The organism is Primorskyibacter aestuariivivens (assembly GCF_028023675.1).
GTDB classification, from domain to species: Bacteria; Pseudomonadota; Alphaproteobacteria; order Rhodobacterales; family Rhodobacteraceae; genus Marinovum; species Marinovum aestuariivivens.
The window spans coordinates 98,669-115,502 of the sequence record NZ_JAQIOZ010000010.1 but is presented as its reverse complement, the minus strand read 5'-3'; the positions used below and the strand labels follow the sequence as shown (position 1 = coordinate 115,502).

The 16,834-nt window shown below is 56.6% G+C and carries 17 protein-coding genes; 5 read left to right on the top strand and 12 right to left on the bottom strand.

The annotated features are described in order from the left end of the window. The first annotated feature begins 2 nt into the window (after positions 1-2). The 3 genes from PGB28_RS11985 to phnE are packed head-to-tail and all read left to right on the top strand — an operon-like array spanning position 3 to position 2,412. The gene (locus tag PGB28_RS11985) at positions 3-872 is read left to right on the top strand and encodes a phosphate/phosphite/phosphonate ABC transporter substrate-binding protein (protein WP_271421745.1); all 870 of its coding nucleotides are present in this window, start codon (positions 3-5) and stop codon (positions 870-872) included. Beyond that, entirely contained in the window at positions 872-1,654 is a 783-nt protein-coding gene (locus PGB28_RS11980; RefSeq protein WP_271421744.1) for a phosphonate ABC transporter ATP-binding protein, read from the top strand. The genes PGB28_RS11985 and PGB28_RS11980 overlap by 1 nt, the downstream gene beginning before the upstream one ends. Then, complete coding sequence (phnE, locus tag PGB28_RS11975) at positions 1,654-2,412, top strand: phosphonate ABC transporter, permease protein PhnE (RefSeq protein ID WP_271421743.1); 759 nt, start codon at positions 1,654-1,656, stop codon at positions 2,410-2,412. Before PGB28_RS11980 ends, phnE begins: the two co-directional genes overlap by 1 nt. A gap of 32 nt (positions 2,413-2,444) precedes the next feature. Here phnE and PGB28_RS11970 read toward each other — a convergent pair whose 3' ends face one another. From PGB28_RS11970 to PGB28_RS11945, 6 genes are all read right to left on the bottom strand, one after another. Then, positions 2,445-2,954, bottom strand: coding sequence for a L,D-transpeptidase family protein (locus tag PGB28_RS11970; protein WP_271421742.1), 510 nt, complete (start codon positions 2,952-2,954; stop codon positions 2,445-2,447). A 130-nt stretch (positions 2,955-3,084) separates the two neighbouring features. Then, on the bottom strand, positions 3,085-3,999 hold the full coding sequence (locus PGB28_RS11965; RefSeq protein WP_072629712.1) for a cation diffusion facilitator family transporter: 915 nt from the start codon (positions 3,997-3,999) through the stop codon (positions 3,085-3,087). A 284-nt stretch (positions 4,000-4,283) separates the two neighbouring features. Then, positions 4,284-5,696: a TRAP transporter large permease gene (locus PGB28_RS11960; RefSeq protein ID WP_271421741.1), complete on the bottom strand. Its 1,413-nt coding sequence runs from the start codon at positions 5,694-5,696 to the stop codon at positions 4,284-4,286. Next, positions 5,647-6,168, bottom strand: coding sequence for a TRAP transporter small permease subunit (locus PGB28_RS11955; RefSeq protein WP_271421740.1), 522 nt, complete (start codon positions 6,166-6,168; stop codon positions 5,647-5,649). Before PGB28_RS11955 ends, PGB28_RS11960 begins: the two co-directional genes overlap by 50 nt. A gap of 37 nt (positions 6,169-6,205) precedes the next feature. Continuing rightward, a complete protein-coding gene (lspA, locus tag PGB28_RS11950; RefSeq protein WP_058314162.1) occupies positions 6,206-6,715 on the bottom strand; it encodes a signal peptidase II in 510 nt (169 codons plus the stop codon). Beyond that, entirely contained in the window at positions 6,712-7,560 is an 849-nt protein-coding gene (locus tag PGB28_RS11945) for a cation transporter (protein ID WP_037207713.1), read from the bottom strand. Before PGB28_RS11945 ends, lspA begins: the two co-directional genes overlap by 4 nt. 56 nt (positions 7,561-7,616) lie before the next feature. On the opposite strand from PGB28_RS11945, the gene PGB28_RS11940 reads away from it, so the two are divergent. Further along, positions 7,617-7,967, top strand: coding sequence for an ArsR/SmtB family transcription factor (locus tag PGB28_RS11940; protein ID WP_058314138.1), 351 nt, complete (start codon positions 7,617-7,619; stop codon positions 7,965-7,967). A gap of 292 nt (positions 7,968-8,259) precedes the next feature. Here the strand turns inward: PGB28_RS11940 and PGB28_RS11935 are convergent, their stop codons facing one another. The 3 genes from PGB28_RS11935 to PGB28_RS11925 all read right to left on the bottom strand — a co-directional run bounded on the left by PGB28_RS11935 (position 8,260) and on the right by PGB28_RS11925 (position 12,543). Further along, the gene (locus PGB28_RS11935) at positions 8,260-10,602 is read right to left on the bottom strand and encodes a heavy metal translocating P-type ATPase (protein WP_456300297.1); all 2,343 of its coding nucleotides are present in this window, start codon (positions 10,600-10,602) and stop codon (positions 8,260-8,262) included. A gap of 181 nt (positions 10,603-10,783) precedes the next feature. Beyond that, positions 10,784-12,121 carry a TRAP transporter large permease gene (locus tag PGB28_RS11930; RefSeq protein WP_271421739.1) on the bottom strand — a complete coding sequence of 446 codons (1,338 nt, stop codon included), beginning with the start codon at positions 12,119-12,121 and terminating at the stop codon, positions 10,784-10,786. Continuing rightward, the gene (locus PGB28_RS11925; protein ID WP_271421738.1) at positions 12,118-12,543 is read right to left on the bottom strand and encodes a TRAP transporter small permease subunit; all 426 of its coding nucleotides are present in this window, start codon (positions 12,541-12,543) and stop codon (positions 12,118-12,120) included. The genes PGB28_RS11930 and PGB28_RS11925 overlap by 4 nt, the downstream gene beginning before the upstream one ends. 408 nt (positions 12,544-12,951) lie before the next feature. Here PGB28_RS11925 and PGB28_RS11920 point away from each other — a divergent pair. Beyond that, a protein-coding gene (locus PGB28_RS11920; protein ID WP_271421737.1) for an IS3 family transposase occupies positions 12,952-14,078 on the top strand; the annotation gives its coding sequence in 2 pieces (ribosomal slippage) (positions 12,952-13,216 and positions 13,216-14,078; 1,128 coding nt in all). Between the two features lie 129 nt (positions 14,079-14,207). Here PGB28_RS11920 and PGB28_RS11915 read toward each other — a convergent pair. From PGB28_RS11915 to PGB28_RS11905, 3 genes are all read right to left on the bottom strand, one after another. Beyond that, positions 14,208-14,519 (bottom strand): hypothetical protein, encoded by a 312-nt coding sequence (locus PGB28_RS11915; RefSeq protein WP_271421736.1) that lies wholly within the window; start codon positions 14,517-14,519, stop codon positions 14,208-14,210. Positions 14,520-14,648: 129 nt separating this feature from the next. Then, positions 14,649-15,425, bottom strand: a complete 777-nt coding sequence (locus PGB28_RS11910; RefSeq protein ID WP_271421735.1) for a copper-binding protein — start codon at positions 15,423-15,425, stop codon at positions 14,649-14,651. Positions 15,426-15,473: 48 nt separating this feature from the next. Further along, entirely contained in the window at positions 15,474-16,832 is a 1,359-nt protein-coding gene (locus PGB28_RS11905) for a multicopper oxidase family protein (RefSeq protein WP_271421734.1), read from the bottom strand. Positions 16,833-16,834: the final 2 nt, after the last annotated feature.

Genomic DNA, 16,834 nt, shown 5'->3' with positions numbered 1-16,834 from the left:
TGATGCCTCGCTTGAACCGCCGTCACCTTCTTATTCTCGCAGCGGCCGGTCTTGTCTCGCAGCCGATGCCTGCTCTGGCGCAGTCTGGCCCGTTGCGCCTGGCCTTTATACCGCAGGAGAACCCCGACAAGCTTCTGGGCGATATCGAGGCGATCACCGCCTGGCTGTCGTCTGAAATCGGAATGCCGGTCGAGGGGTTCGTGACCATTGACCATGCGGCGGCCGTCGAGGCGTTGCGCAATGGCGATGCCGATATCTCGTTCATGGGTGCCCTGCCCTTCGTTCTGGCTGAAAGAGAAATCGGTGCAGTGCCGCTCTTGTCAGAGGTCTACCGCGATGCGCCCAGTTATACGGGCCGCGTCTTTGTGCGCCGTGACAGCGGCTTCAAGACGCTGGCCGATCTGGAAGGTCGCGACATCGCCTTTGCCGACCCGATTTCGGAATCGGGATACATGTACCCCTTGGCCGAGTTCGAGCGCGCAGGCCTGGTATCCAGCCCGGATGCGGCAGAGGATTTCTTTGGCCGCATTTTCTTTGCCGGTGGCTACCAACAGGCGATGCAGGCGATGGCGGAAGGCCTGGTTGATGCCGCTGGGGCAAGCCAATACGCCGACCTTCTTCTCACCCCCGAGCAGCAATCGCAGGTTACGTGGATCGCGGAAAGCGATGCCATTCCAAGCCACGTCGTCATCGCACGTCCCGAACTGGACGCCGAGCTTCGCGAGAACTTCATTGCTGCCATGATGAAGCTCAATACGCCCGAGCACCGTGACAAACTCCGCTATCTCTACGGCCCGGATGGCTATGTCGAAGCCGACCCTTCGGTGTTCGACGGTGTGCGGACCATGGCGCAGCGCTTCGGATTGCTATGATGCAAAACGCCATTCACATCGACGATCTGAGCTTTGGCCATCACAGTGCTGAGCAGCGCGCCATCGATCAGGTATCCCTGAACATTGCGGCCGGAGAGTGCGTTGCCCTTCTTGGTCCTTCCGGAGCCGGAAAGACCACACTTTTGACGTTGCTGGACGGACGGCTGCGCGATTGGCAGGGGCGGGTCTCAGTCCTTGGCACGCCATTCGAACCCACCCGCGCCCTGCCCTTGGCAAAGCGCGCTGATACCGGGTTCATCTTTCAGGAGTTTGCGCTTGTCGAACGATCGACAGTGATGCGCAACGTGTTGAACGGTAGGCTGGGCCGGATGCCCGGTTGGCGCGCACTGCTCGGCAATGTGTCGAAGTCTGACATGGACATAGCCCGATCGACACTCTCCGACTGCGGCATCGCGGACCTCGCAGACCGGCGCGTGGACTCGCTCAGCGGCGGCCAGCGGCAGCGGGTGGCAATTGCCCGTTGTCTCGCACAAGAGCCTAAGCTGATCTTCGCGGACGAGCCGGTCAGCAACCTTGATCCGTCCAGAGCAGCGGACATCCTGACGCTTCTCACCAGCGCCGCCCAGGCACGCGGGGCGACGACTGTGTTCTCGTCGCATCAACCGGAACTGGCACGGCGTTTTGCCGACCGTATCATCGGAATGCGCAACGGTCGGATCGTCTTTGATGTCGCGACGCGCGATTTGACGGATGACGCGACGGCGGCGCTCTATGATGATACAGACCCGGCATCCGGCGCACGGCTCAAGGTCGTAAGCTGATGCGGTCGCGCGATCTGGGCGGGTTCTGGGCTGGGCTGTTCGTTGCCGGAGTGTTGCTGTGGTCGCTGATCACCACCGATGTCGAACTGTCCCGACTACTGTCTGCAGGCCCTCGCATTGCGGATTTCTTTGGACGCATGTTCCCGCCGGATCCGACCATTATGGACGAGATCTGGAAGGGGAGCGCCGAGACGCTGCGGATCGCGATCCTCGGCACTCTCGGTGCCGTGTTCTTTTCCGTTCCGCTTGGCATTCTCGCCTCGGAGACGATGGTGTCCGCAGCGGTGCACCGACCTGTCCGCACCGTTCTGGCATTTATCCGCGCGATCCCGCTGATCCTGGTGGCGATGTTGATGGTGGGCGCGGTTGGGCTGGGGCCCTTGCCCGGCATCATCGCGGTGGCGTTCCACGCGACAGGCATGCTGGCCAAATTCTACGCCGAAGCGATTGATGGCGTGTCCCGTGCTCCGATTGCCGCTTTGGAGAGTGCCGGAGCCGGGCCATTGTTGCGTTTGCGCTATGCGATCTGGCCGCAAATGGCCCCGGTCGTGGCCCGCGACACGATCTTTCGGTTCGAGTTGAACCTGCGAGAGTCGCTGATCCTTGGCATCGTCGGGGCTGGCGGGATCGGGTTCTACATTCAGACCTATGTGCGCTCGTTCCAATACGATAAGGCGGCGAGCGTGACGATTGCAGTGGTCATCATGGTGATCGCCATTGAAGGGATCAATGTTGCGCTGCGCCGCCGATTTGCCTGATCCGGTTGAGCTTCAGTGAGTCTCAGAAGCTGCTAGGCATAAATCTCGATAGGTGTCCCATCGCGCACCATTGCATAGACATCTTCGACCTGCCGATCGGTGACCGAGATGCATCCAGCCGTCCAGTCCCGCTTGTTCATCGGGTCGATGCCCTTTCGGGGACCGCCATGGATGAAGATATCACCGCCAGGAGATTTGCCCTGCGCTTCAGCAAAGGCGATGTCCTCCTCGTTCGGATAGGAAATTCCGACAGACAGATGAAACAGGCTGTCCGGATTGCGGCGGTCGATGGTGTACGCACCTTCAGGCGTGCGTCCATCGCCCTCGAATTGCTTGTGTCCTTCCGGCGCGAACCCCAAGCCAACCGGATAGGTGCGCAAAACGCCCTCCGTGCCATCAAGCACCAGCAGTCTTTGCGACTTGTAGAGGCGCACGCGCGTCACCTCTGGCCCATTGTAAGTGCAAAACTTGCTGGCGCATCCCGAGAGAAAGGCCGCCACGCCACCCAAGAGAAAGAAGCGTCTCGGAAGTCTGTCAATCATTACTGCTCGCGGCCCCTTTTTCGGACTAATTGATTAAGACAATAGTATCTAAAAGTTGATTTTGGATCAACCATTGCCAGCGAGCGAAAGACTTTCCAACTGCTGCGGGCGTGCATGAATGTCAACAAGCTCAAGTGCCGTAAACATGGCAAGAATCCAGCTCCCTGTCCGGCGTTTCCATCTCGAGGGTGCTGTGTTCTACTCCGAACTTATGGATTAGAATTGCTTCGATGTGATCCCTGATGGCTTCGGCTTTAGGCCAATTCGGTACTGTGACAACGACATGAGCGTCGATGGCCAGTCTCTGTTCCGGGAGCCGCCAGAAGTGTAGATGATGAATATCTTGCACCCCTTCTACGGAAATTATTTGTTGCACAACATCTGCCGCATCCAGGTTTGATGGCGCTCCAAGCAGCGACGATCTAAGCGCCTCCCCAATACCGCGGAGGGCGAACCAAAGAAGCGCGCCGGACAATAAAACTGCAATAATCGTGTCAGTTCGCCCGGAACCAAGCAACAAAATAGCTACGCCGCCAGCGAGAACTGGTAGCAAGAACGCTAAACGGTCTGACCATAGCGGCGGTGACGTGCCGATTTTACGTCGGCGCCACGATGTTGGTGCCGGTTTCGAGAACACCAGTAACTCAATCCCTATCAAGACAGAGACGAGCACCACTATGATCCAGCCTTGCGCCAGATGAGGGGAATTTAGGCGCATAACGCCGTGGTAAATGACCGAAGCGGATAGCAGTACCACAGCAACACAATTCGCCAACTCTGTCGCAATTTCCAATCGCCCATATCCTAGAACAACGCGGTCCTCTTTCTGACGTCGTGTCAGCCTAGTCGCCGCTGAACTCATCAACAACTCGACCACGTCCGAAGCGTAGAGCAATGCGATGGCAATAAGGGCAAGGCTTCCAGAAAAAAGGCTGCCGACAGACAACGCCAAGGCAATCGGCAAGTACAACCACTTGTTCCATCGCGCTTGCCTCTGACAACTGGCGACGCCCGCGAACACTTCGATTTGCTTATCGCTCTTCATGTACCGGCCAAACCTTGTCCGGCCGAGCACTCTGCTCGACCAAAAATACTGCCGCTGATCTCCTTGCGTCGATGCTCTTCTTGCAACGCAGGAGACGCTCTACTTCTCTTGTCACTCTCTCTAGGACACGATCAGAAGATCTTTGAAACAGGCGAGATTGCTATCGCAAGTCTAGCTCCTCCACAGCTCAACACACATGCTACAACCTCTAGCAACTAGAGGTTCAAGCAATTTCGCTCCCAATAGGATCAATCACAGCCGATACCCAAAGTATGCAACATCTGTCACCGCTGTATCAGCTGCGGCATATCTGCGGTCCCAAGGGCCATCTCAGGCAGCCAAGTGATAAGCTGAGGAAACGAGATCAGCGCCACGATCAATACAATCTCAATGGCAACAAGAGGTACCGCTCCGCGATAGATATCGGATAGGTTGATACCCTTCGGTGCCGCCATCTTAGCAAAAAACAGGGCATAGCCGAAAGGAGGCGTCAGGAAGGACGTTTGCAAGGCCAACGCAATCAGGCCAGCGATCCAGATCTGCGCAAAGTAGGCAGAGCCGACGTGATCTGCGAAGTCGAGCTCTGAAATAATCGGCATCAGTACGGGTACAAAGACCAGCAGCACCTCGATCCAGTCAAAAACAAACCCAAGTATGATGATCACGCCAAGGAGGATCGCCAACAGTTCCCACCGGGTGAGATCGAATGCGGATATCCACTCGAAGATGACGTCCGGTCCACCGACCAGGTGGAAACTGAGCGAGAATACCGATGCGCCCAATACGATGAAGAAGACCATCGACGTCATCGTGCTTGTCTGCACCGTGACAGAGTTCAACGATGAGAAAGACAAGCGCTTTCGCGCCAGCGCGACCAATAGCGCGCCAAAAACCCCTACTCCAGCCGCCTCTGTGAGTGTCGCAAAGCCCAGAATGATGCTGAGCGGAATGGATGCGATGACCGCGACAGACGCGAGGACGAACAAGAGGTCTGACACAAGATTGGTCTTGGGTGTGTCCAGCGGGATTTCGACCGTTTTTCTCAAGGTGACGGCAAAATAGATCGCGAAGGCCATGACCATCAGAAGCACAGGCACGATGAGGGCCACATACATCAATCCGATGCGCAGATAGAACACGTTCGAGATGAAGAACAGCATCACGGCAGGCGGGAACACTACACCCAGTGCACCAGAGGCCGCAACAGCACCTCCCGCTGTTCGCGGTGCGTAGCCCGACGCCATCATCGGAGCATAAGCCACCAATGCCACAGTTATGACGGAAGCACCGATCACCCCGGCGGCTGGAGCGAGGACGAGACCGATCAGCAAAGTCGCAATGGCGTAGCGACCGGGAACGCCTGTCAGAAGACGCCCCAGCAGGCGAAACATGGTTTCTGCAACCCCGCTGGCATTCAGGATCAGTCCGAGAAATATTAGCATTGGAACGCTGGTGAATTGGACTGATTCATTGGTCAATACACCACGGGCTCGCAGGTAGATCAGCCCCAAATGCTGAAAATCAGTGATACCGACCCAGACCGCAGCGACAAACCCCAAGAAGCCTGTCCCCGCGAGCACCAGAGCCACCGGAAAGCCGCTGAAGACCCCGATGGCCATCACGACAAGCATGGCGATCGTGAGGACCTCATTCACCATTGTGCAGGCCGCTTGCTTGTTCCGGTGCACCTTGCGCACGTCTCCCTGTCAGAAAGGCGACGTTGCGCAGGGCTACGATCATCCCGGCAAGAGCCAGCAGGATGGGGCCGATGACCCCGGCAATGCGTTGTGCCCACAACTGGGTTTCCGCGAATTTCGTGGTGCGCATCAAACCGTCCCATCCGTAGTAGGTCAGGATGGCGGCGAGCGGCAGAAGGACAAAAAGGCCGCCAATCAGTTCGATCCACGCAATGCGGCGCGCGGACCAATGTCTGCGAAGAACATCAACGCGCACGTGACCGTCGCGTAGATAGGTATACCCAAAGGTCAAGAAAATTAGGATGAACAGCAGTGACGTGGACAGGTCCGGCAAATAGCTCGACACGCCAAGTTGTAGCTTGCGATCCAGCATCTGAAGCGCGCCATAAGCAGCAATCGAAACAACTGTCAGCCACGCAGTCACGACGCCGATGCCGCGAATGCCACGGTCAATCCAATCCAAAAATCTCAAGCCGAATTCCCTCCCAAAGTTCTTTGCCTGTTAGCTGTTATCCCCCCGTGACATCTCCCTTGCGATTGTCTTGTTCCCGATTTTCCGGCCTGACTTTCGAGGTGCGAAAGCTGTCCCAGAACAGCAATGCTGCCCCACAAAAGATCGCCACGTCAGCCAAGTTGAAGGACGGCCAGTGGTATGACCCGTAATGGAAGTCGAGAAAGTCAGGGACGGCCTGATAGCGCAGACGGTCAAGGATATTGCCAAGCGCGCCTCCGATGATCAGACCGAGCGCCGCACCTGTCAGCCTGTCCGGAGCCTTCCACAGCCAGATCAGCAGCCATGCCACGACCACGGCAGCAAGTGCGACCAGACCCCACCAGGGTACGACCCCGCCGAGCATACCGAAGCTGACCCCATCGTTCAAAACCCGCACGAGGTTGAGAAAGGGCAGAACCTCGACCCCGTTCTCAAGCGCCGGGGAGTTCAGGGCAAGAGCCTTGGTGCCCTGATCAACACCAAACGCGGCGATGGCGCAAAGCCCACCGAGAACGCGGCTGTTCATGCCACCGCCTTCAGATCGGCCCGCGCGTCGCGGATGATCGCCCATGACGAGTGCAGGAACAGTCCGGCGATCCCGAAGGCTACGATGAGATCGGGCCATGCGCTGCCTAGCCAAACCACCAGCCCGGCGGCGATAACGACTGCGGCGTTGCCGATGGCGTCGTTGCGCGAGAACAGCCAGACAGCGCGCATGTTCGCGTCGCCCTTGCGGTACCGCAGCAACGGCAGCACGGAGATGACATTTATCACAAGAGCAATCAGGCCCAGAATCCCCATCAAAGTGGCGTCTGGGGTTGTCGGCTCGAATGCCCTTATGATGGTCGTGCCAAAGACTCCAAGACCAAGCAGGCCGAGGAAGATGCCCTGGATCAGGGCCGACCGCGCTCGCCAAGCGAGGCTCCAGCCGATGGCCAACAGGCCGAGGAAGGTGATTGCGCCGTCGCCAATGAAATCCAACGCGTCGGCCTTCACGGCCTGTGACCCGGCAATGAACCCGCCGATCATTTCAAGAACGCCATAACCAACATTCAGGATCACAACGATCCAGAGCGCGCGGCGATAGCCAGGGTCCTGATGGGCCGCACCTTGCTGAATATCTTCGTCGCTCTCGATGCGGTCAAACCCATACCCTGTTGTCTCGACGGCTTTTTCAATTTCCGGCAAGCGCGCTTCGGGAGCTGTCAAAGTCATTATGTGCGTTGCAGTAGACACTTTCACGGCGTCAGGCGCGATACCTGCAGATTGCGCCGCCCGCTCGATCTGGGCGGCATCCTTGGCGCAATCCATACCGGAAACGCGGTAACGGAAGGATGGGATATCTGCTATCGCGCTTTCTGCGTTGGCCATGATCGCAGTTCTCCTGCTAAAGTGGGAAAAGAAATAATATATCAGTGAGTAGTGATATGGATCAAATTGTCGCCTGCTGCAATAGTGGGACAACCGCTATTGAGAGAAGAGCGAAGCTGTTTCGCGGTTTTGCGGACCCAAGCCGCCTCGCGATTCTCGACGCCTTGCGCGAAGCGCCGTTGGCCGTTCATGAGATTGTGACTTGCACGAAGTTATTGCAGCCAAACGTCTCCAACCATCTCAGGTGTCTTCTGGATTGTGGGCTTGTCGCCAGCGACCGCGACGGACGTTTCATCCGCTACCGTATCAGCAGCCCGCGCATTACAGCTCTTTTGAATGATGTGGACGTCCTTCTCGATGTGGTCGCAGAAGGTGTTGATGCTTGTGACAATTATCGCGGGACATAAGCGACCTTTTTTGCTGCTCTGCCCTAACCCACCCCATGCCAGGTCAATTGCTTAGTCTGGACAAAACCCCGGCAAAACCCTTGAGGATTTGGCGGTTTTTTTGCCCTTGCCGGTTCAGGGTACGATAAGGTCGGTAGTTCCAGACAGACCGAACTCTAGCTACGGCGGGACCATTTGCCGCTTTGGTCGGTCAGGGCACCATTGACCGAGGGGCAATAGTCTGCACCCAACGTTCAATCCAATCTAACAGTTGCAAACCGCCTGCTCCCACTGGTTCTTGCCAGTCACATTGCTAGTGACCGTGCGCCAGTGCCGCCTTTGCCATTTCTTCGCCAACCTCATCGCCACCACGCGGTTCATCGTCGTTGTCGCGCGCGCGCAGCAACCGCAAGGCGTTGGCGACAACGAGAAGGGAAACGCCAACATCGGCCGCGATCGCGCCCCACATCGAGGCCATGCCGAAGGCTGTTGCCACCACGAATGCGGCCTTGGTCGCAAGAGACAGCCCGATGTTCTGCTTGATAATTGCCATGGTTCGGCGGGAATGCCCGATCAGCCATGGCACTTTGCCAATGTCGTCTGTCATCAGCGCGATATCGGCCGTTTCAATTGCGGCGTCCGATCCCACGGCTCCCATAGCGATGCCGTAATGCGCGCGTGCCATCGCCGGCGCATCATTCACACCATCCCCGATCATCGCGACAGTTCCGTACTGTGTCACCAGTTCCTCAATGGCGGTGACCTTGTCCTCGGGCAGGAGTTCGGCGCGCACCTCGTCGATCCCCACTTCAGCGGCAACCGCCCTTGCTGTTGCCGCGTTGTCGCCGGTAAGCATCACGATCTTCTTGACCCCCTGCGCATGCAGACGAGCAACGATCCCCTTGGCATCGGGCCGGATCCGGTCGCGCAGTTCCAGCACACCGCTCACTCCATTGGCATCGCCTATGGCAACCAGCGTGCTCCCCGCCCCTTCGATCCGATCGCGCAGGTCTGTCGGGATGTCCCCGCCAAGGCCCTTTTCCTCGGCAAACCGGTCCGAACCCAACCAGATCAATTGGCCATCAAGCTCGCCCTCAAGACCGCGTCCAGGCACTGTACGGGTATCTTCGGCGGCGACGACTTGCATCCCATCCTGTTCCGCCCGGCCCAGGATGGCTCGTGCGAGCGGATGCGACGAGCGCGCCTCGAGGGCAACGGCCCGTGCCATCAGATCGCGCTCGGTTGTTCCGCCGAGCGGGTATATGGCCGCAACCTCAGGTTCCCCCATCGTGATCGTGCCGGTCTTGTCCATGGCCAGTGCAGTGGTGCGACCGGGCGCTTCGACATAGGCCCCGCCCTTGATCAGCACGCCGTTGCGCGCCGAGGCGGCAAGGGAGGCGACGATAGAGACCGGCGTGGAGATCACCAGGGCGCACGGGCAGGCGATGACCAGCAGAACCAGCGCGTTGTAGAACCAGAAGCCCCAGTCACCGCCCGCGACAAGCGGGGGGACAAAGGCAATAAGCATGGCGAGCACCATCACAACCGGTGTGTAGATGCGGGCAAACTTTGTTACCCATTGTTCGACCTCGGCACGGCGCGAATGGGCATCGCCTACCATGCGGATAATCTTGGACAACACCGTGTCAGTGGCAAGCTTGGTAGCCCGCACGGTCAGAGTGCCCTCGCCATTGATCGTGCCTGCGTAGACATCATCGCCTGCTTCTTTCGGCACCAGTGCGCTCTCGCCCGTGATGGGCGCCTGATCGACGGCCCCTGCCCCGTCGACAACTTCTCCATCGAGAGGAATACGATCCCCGCCACGTACGACGAACCGTGCGCCAACAGCCACCGCCGCAGCGGGAACGTCGGCTTCCGAACCATCATCATCGAGCACCCGGACTGTTGGAGGTGCAAGGTCGAGCAGCGCGGAGACAGCATTGCGCGCCCGCCCGACACTCCAGCTTTCAAGATACAGCGAGAGCGAAAAGAAGAAGGCTACCGTTGCGGCCTCGAAAAACTCGCCAAGCCCGATGGCACCAGCCACAGCCACCACCATTATCAGATTCATGTCAGGAGAGAGCCGGCGCGCCGACGACCATGCTTTGGGTGCGACCAGCCAGACGCCAAAAAGGATAGCTATCGCGAACAGTCCTGCTTCAGCCATGGGCATCGGCGCTTCGCCATGACCGGAGAACAAACCGATTGCGCCTTCAAATCCTGTTTCGACGATGTGGTACAGAAAACCCGCAGCCCAGAAGCCGCCACTGAGCATAGTGAACAGTTTTTGTTTCTTCAGATGTGCGGCCTGATCTGCGCTGGCGTCTTCGGCATCCCATGGTTTGGCCGTCATCCCGGTAGTTGCAACAACATCAATGATCTTGTCTGAGGACGGGTTCTCTCCGCCATCCAGAACTGTCATTCGCGCATTGATGACGTCAAATGCGAGGTACTCCGTGCCACCGACCGCGGGTCCGACGACCCGGTTCAGGATGGACACCTCTTCGGCGCAATCCAGACCGCTGACATGGAAGCTGCGACCATCCGAGGCTTGTACCTTCGTTGGCTCAATGGCCTTTCCGCCGCCGCAGCTGTCGCAGGTGTCCTCGGATGCAGGCGAATGGACCTGACTGTTTTGTGCACCGTCATGTGGCATGGATTATCCTCGGATTCGAAACTGTGGGGGGTTCATACGACCTACAGCAACTAGAGGTTCAAGGGAAAACGCGACGTTTGTCGCTACTCATTGTGTTATTGTATCCTTGGGTAAGTCTCACCTCCTTTCCCCTGCACTATGTGGCCTGACCTTCAGTCGCTTTGGTCTTCTAAATTGCTGCTTATCGCAGACCAGAAGCGATTGCGGTAGCAAGCCAGGGGAAAAGGAGAACCAACGCCAATACAACGAGCTGCAATCCGACAATTGGAACTGCACCTCTATAGATGTCTGCCATTGACACACCCGGTGGTGCGGATCCCCGCAGAAAAAACAATGCAAACCCGAACGGGGGCGTGACGAAGGATGTTTGAAGCACCAATGCAAACAACGTCGCCAACCAGACGTTGATCATCAACGGGGAACCTACGTGTTGAGAAAAGTCCAAGTCGACGAGAACTGGCATGAAAAGCGGGAGTGATATCACAACAATCTCCAGCCAGTCGATGAAAAAACCGAGGATAAATACGACGGCAAGTACGAAGAGCAGTGTCCCCCAAGTTCCAAGATTGAGAGCAAATAGAAAACCCTCGACCATTTCATCACCGTCCAAAATCCGGAAGACCAGTGTGAAGGCATTGGCCGCAAGGATGATCAGGAAAACCATGGCGACGATTGTCGCTGTCTCGACGCAAATTTTCTTGTACAAATTCCACGTCAGCGGGCGCGTCAATATCATCATGCAAAATGCGGCAAACGCGCCGATGGCCCCCGATTGCGTTGGCGTTGCCCACCCGGTTGCGATGGATGCTAGTACGGCGCCAACAACAAAAATAGGCCCCAAGATGCTGATCATGGACTTAAGTGTCAGCCGCGTCGGTTGGGGTATCTGTACTTCCGCGGGGGCGGACCGACCCCGGATGACAAAATACACTACATAGAGTGCGAACAACAATCCTGCCGGTAGCAGGACTCCAGTGAAGGTCTCCAGGATTGGCAATTCCGCCAGATCAGCCAGGAAAAACAGCATAACCGCAGGCGGCAGGATCACCCCAAGCGTCCCGGCTGCTGCAACGGCACTTGTCGCGACGGAGGCGCTGTATCGCTGCGCCAAGAGTGTTGGGAGCGTTGCAATCGTGAGGGTGCCGACCGCAGCGCCAATCAGACCGGCGGAGGGAGCAATCAAGATACCGACGACTAGGACTGTTATTGGAAGACTACCTGGCACTCGGCGCAAGAGATGCGAGAGTGTTCCCATAAAACTCTCGATTTGTCCGCTGCGTGCAAGTATCACGCCCATCAAAATCAGGGGTACCACAGCCGGAAAAATCAAGCTGTCTGCCAGTAACGCAAAAGACCTTAAGGTAAACAGCTGCAGCTTGGCGACCGACATGAGGTCCAGCCCAATGGCGAGCGCCGTAAAAACCGTTGTCACGCCGGTCAGGACCAAGGCTACCGGGTAGCCTGAAAAAAGAAACACAACAAGCGAGAGGATCATGAAAAGAGGCAATAGTTCGATCATGCGCCCGTCCCTACCGCTGTCCCGCGAAGAGTTGACAGGCTTTGTTTTGCTTTGACGAGCCCAGCCAGCAGCATTAAAAGCCCGCCTATTGGTATCATCGATTTGATAATCCAACGATTGGGCAGACCAAGCGCTGCGCGGGACCCTTCGTCGACTAGGTAAGCCTTCCAGGCAAAGCTTGCACCGAAATATGTCAATGCCAGCGCGAATGGGATGAGGGCAAAGAAGATACCGATGAGTTCAACATAAGCGCGTGTTCGCTCGGAAAACCGTTCCCTGAATACATCGATGCGAACATGGCGATTGGCCAGGTAAACTGGGCCGAACGAAAGAAAGATGAGTGCCAGGAAGATGTGCCACTCAAGTTCCTGCAGTGGTGTCGTGCCAAAGTGGATAATCCGGCGACCGGTCAGATAGCTCAATGAGACAAGTATCTGAGCGGGGATAAGTATGCAGGCTGCGGCTATGCCAACGAGGCGTAGAAATCTCTCAATTCTTACAATCATTTCTTGTTTCTCCCACGGGCCCTCGTTGCGTCTGCGAACTGCGTTGCGCTTTGCACCAGAATTCTTCGTCCGATGGGACAGCATCCTTGCGTGACCACACCTTTAGTAAGTGACATCAAGCCGCATCATGTTTTCTCAAAGTCACGTTGAAGTGTCTTGCATACGCCCTCTAGCAACTGGAGGTTCAAGGAAAAAGTTTTGGCTGAGAGAAACAAAAATCGGAGATCGAAGGGTCGCGCCTGCTTCGGGGAAAAACCTGGAATAGCCCCCTGAAAGTGGTCCACCAACTGGGATAGTTTTGTCCCGTAACTTGGAGGATCAGCGATGGCTGGAAAACGAGAGAAGCCCGAAGATATTGTATCGAAGCTTCGGCAAGTTGAAGTTCTGCAGGGACAAGGCGCGACGATCGCCGAGGCGGTGCGCCAGATCGGCGTGACGCAGCAGACATTTTATCGATGGCGGAAGCTCTATGGCGGGATGCAGCGGTCGCAACTCGCTCGGCTGAAAGAGCTTGAGAAAGAGAACCAAAGGTTGCGGCGGGCGGTGTCGGACCTGACGTTGGACAAGCTCATTCTGACCGAGGCGGCACGGGGAAACTTCTGAGCCCTTCGCGTCGCCGCAAATGCATCGACCACGTGCGGCAGGAGCTTGGCGTATCCGAGCGCCGCGCCTGCCGCACGCTTGGACAGCATCGATCCACGCAGCGCAAGGTGCCGCAGGGCCACGCCGATGAAGAACGGCTGACCGACGATATCATCGAGTTGGCCGACCAGTACGGCCGCTATGGCTATCGGATGGTGACGGGTCTGTTGAACAACGCGGGCTGGTGTGTGAACCACAAGCGGGTCGAACGCATCTGGCGACGCGAAGGGCTGAAAGTCCCCCAGAAACAGAAGAAGAAAGGGCGGCTCTGGCTGAACGATGGGTCATGCGTCCGGCTCAGGCCAGAGCGTCCAAACCATGTCTGGTCTTATGACTTCGTTCAGGACCGCACTGCTGACGGGCGCGTCTATCGGACGCTGAATATCATCGACGAATACACCAGGGAGGCGCTCATGATCCGCGTCGATCGCAAGCTCAACTCAACCGATGTGCTGGACGCACTGACAGACCTGTTCATCCTCCGCGGCCCCCCGGAATACATAAGATCCGACAATGGGCCGGAATTTATCGCTCAGAAGGTGCGGGACTGGATTGCCGCCGTCGGGGCGAAAACAGCGTACATCGAGCCAGGATCACCATGGGAAAACGGATACTGCGAAAGCTTCAATGCCCGGTTCCGAGACGAGCTGTTGAACGGCGAAATCTTCTACAGCCTAAGGGAGGCGCAAATCCTGATCGAACAATGGCGTATCCATTACAACACCGTCAGGCCGCACAGCGCTCTGGGATACCGCCCGCCTGCGCCGGAAAGCATCGTTCCATTGGACCAGAGGCCAACGATGCACTAACAATCAAATCGGACCACCCGATGGGGGCACGCCAATAGAGATCACGTCTATCCCACGGCATAATTGGTTTAAATGGCAACTGAGTAGTTATAGAACGCTGCTCAGTTGCCATTGACATAGAACTACATTCTAGTGGAAGTGGACGACTTGCTCCGCCGCCGAGTCTTTCGACGTTGCAAACTTTTCCTTCGCCATATCTTCGCTGTGAGCATTTATCTCTTCAGGCAACAAAACGTCGCGTTCCGCCGCCGAATCCTCTGAGATTGCAAATTTTTTCCTAGCAGCCATGGCATCGCCTGTGCTTGTTTCTGGCAACAAGCGCTCGGCTGCGGAGTCATTGCTCAAACGAAGCATCTGCTCGACTGATGTAGAATCTTGGGAGGCAAAAGCCGCGCCGATTGTGATGCTAAAGGTTGCTGTTGCTATGAGAAAAATTTTCATGTTTAGTTCTTCCTTATGTTGTGAGAGCTTCGCTCCCGTTTCATGTGTGTAAGCCGGTACTTCTGTTTGAACTTGGAACCTGGTCCTTACACGGTTGTTTGCCGGGGGCCGAAATAGCCCCCGGCATTCTCATTTCATTTCTGTGACGGTCAGTTTGCCTTTTACCGGCTCGGCGACGAATTCGATGTCCTGGCCCTCGGACATTCTGGCAATCATGGCCTCATCGGCCCGGAAAACCATTGTCATGGCAGGCATATCGAGATTGAGCAACGGGCCGTGGACGATGGTGACCTTCCCACCCTTTGCATCAACCTTCTTGATCTTGCCTTGGGTGTACTCCACGTCCGCCTGGGCCATTTTCTGTGACACTTTGATTGGCCCATGCATGCCGGCTTCGTAGTGGCCGGGGATCAGACAGGCGAATTCAAATGTACCGGCATTGGCGAACTTCCAGATAACTTCACCGGATTTCCCTTCGTCAAGACGCACCGAATTGGGATCGTCATGTTCCATATCCATCTCTGCCATCGCCATCTTGTGCTTGGCATTGCCCTCGACATTATCGATCACAAACTCATGTTCGAGCTCGCCTTTATTCATGACGTTGAATCGGATGGTTTCACCCTGTTCAAATTCAAACGTGTTGGGCTCAAAGATCATCTCGCCGTCATCTGTTTCGCGCATGATCACATCTATCATGCGTGTTACTTCATCTGCCATACCCGGCATGCCCGCCGCCATCATTGCGTGCGCATCGCCGTGGCCATCATTTCCGTGGCCGCCGACGCCGTGACCGTGGGCCTCTTTGGTCTTTACTTCATCATGTCCTCCAGAATGGGTGCCTGCGGCATATGCCGGCATCCCCAAAGCGAACGCGATAGCAGTTGTCAAAAGAAGATTCTTCATCGGTTTTTCCTGTGTTTTCTGAGTGTTTGAAGATTGTCGAAAGGCAGGTCAGCCCTTCGAGGTTGGTTTGGGTGTGAGGATGGTTTGTGGGCTGTTGTTGGAAGCGAACTCAGGCAACTCGCCTGTCCATTCATATGCTTGCTCACCCGGAGGGTTTTCATACCAGCCGGGATCAGAGTAATCGTCTGTATCGATACCTTCACGCACCTTCACGACTGAGAACATGCCACCCATCTCGAGTGGTCCATGCGGACCCCAGCCGTTCATCATAGGAATGGTGTTGTCCGGCAATTCCATGGTCATCTTGCCCATATCGCCCATACCGGCAGTCCCCATCGGCATGTATTCCGGTTGGAATTCGCGGATCTTCTGGGTCAGTTGCTTTTTGTTCACACCGATGAAAGTTGGCACATCGTGTCCCATAGCGTTCATTGTGTGGTGCGATTTGTGGCAATGAATCGCCCAATCACCCAAATTGTCGGCTACGAATTCATATGCCCGCATGGCGCCAACGGGAATGTCGATGCTAACTTCTGGCCATTGGGCAGATTCAGGAACCCATCCACCATCCGTGCAAGTGACCTTGAAATCATATCCGTGCATGTGGATCGGGTGGTTTGTCATTGTCAGGTTGCCAACACGAACACGGACCTTGTCGCCTCTGTTCACGACCAACGGGTCTATGTCCGGGAAAATCCGGCTGTTCCAAGTCCAAAGGTTGAAGTCGGTCATTGTCATGATGCGCGGCACATATGTCCCGGGATCAATGTCGAAGGCATTCAGCATGATCAGGAAGTCCCGATCGACGGGCATGAAGGTCGGGTCCTTGGGATGGACCACGAACATGCCCATCATGCCCATAGCCATTTGGGTCATCTCATCCGCATGAGGGTGGTACATGAAGGTACCAGATTTGATGAGATCGAACTCATAGACAAAAGTCTTGCCGGGTTTGATCCCCGGATGGCTCAAACCGACCACGCCATCCATACCTGAGGGCAGTATCAACCCATGCCAATGGACCGACGTCTCCTCCGGCAGCTTGTTGGTGACATAGATTCGGATACGGTCGCCCTCTACGGCCTCAATAGTCGGGCCGGTCGATTGGCCATTGTAACCCCACAGGTGCGCGATCATTCCGTCGGCCATCTCTCGCTCGACCGGCTCGGCTACAAGATGAAATTCCTTCACCCCGTTGTTCATACGGTGCGGCAAGGTCCAGCCATTCAGTGTGACGACAGGATTGTAATCCACACCTGACGACGGCCTGGGCGTGACCGCTGTAGCGGCGCTGTCCATTTGAGCAGCCTCAGGCAAGCCCATGTTCAGGGTCTGACCCCATGCTTGCGAAGAAACCAGTGTGGCACCAGCGGCACCGGCTCCGAGTAATTGACGTCTGTTTAACATGT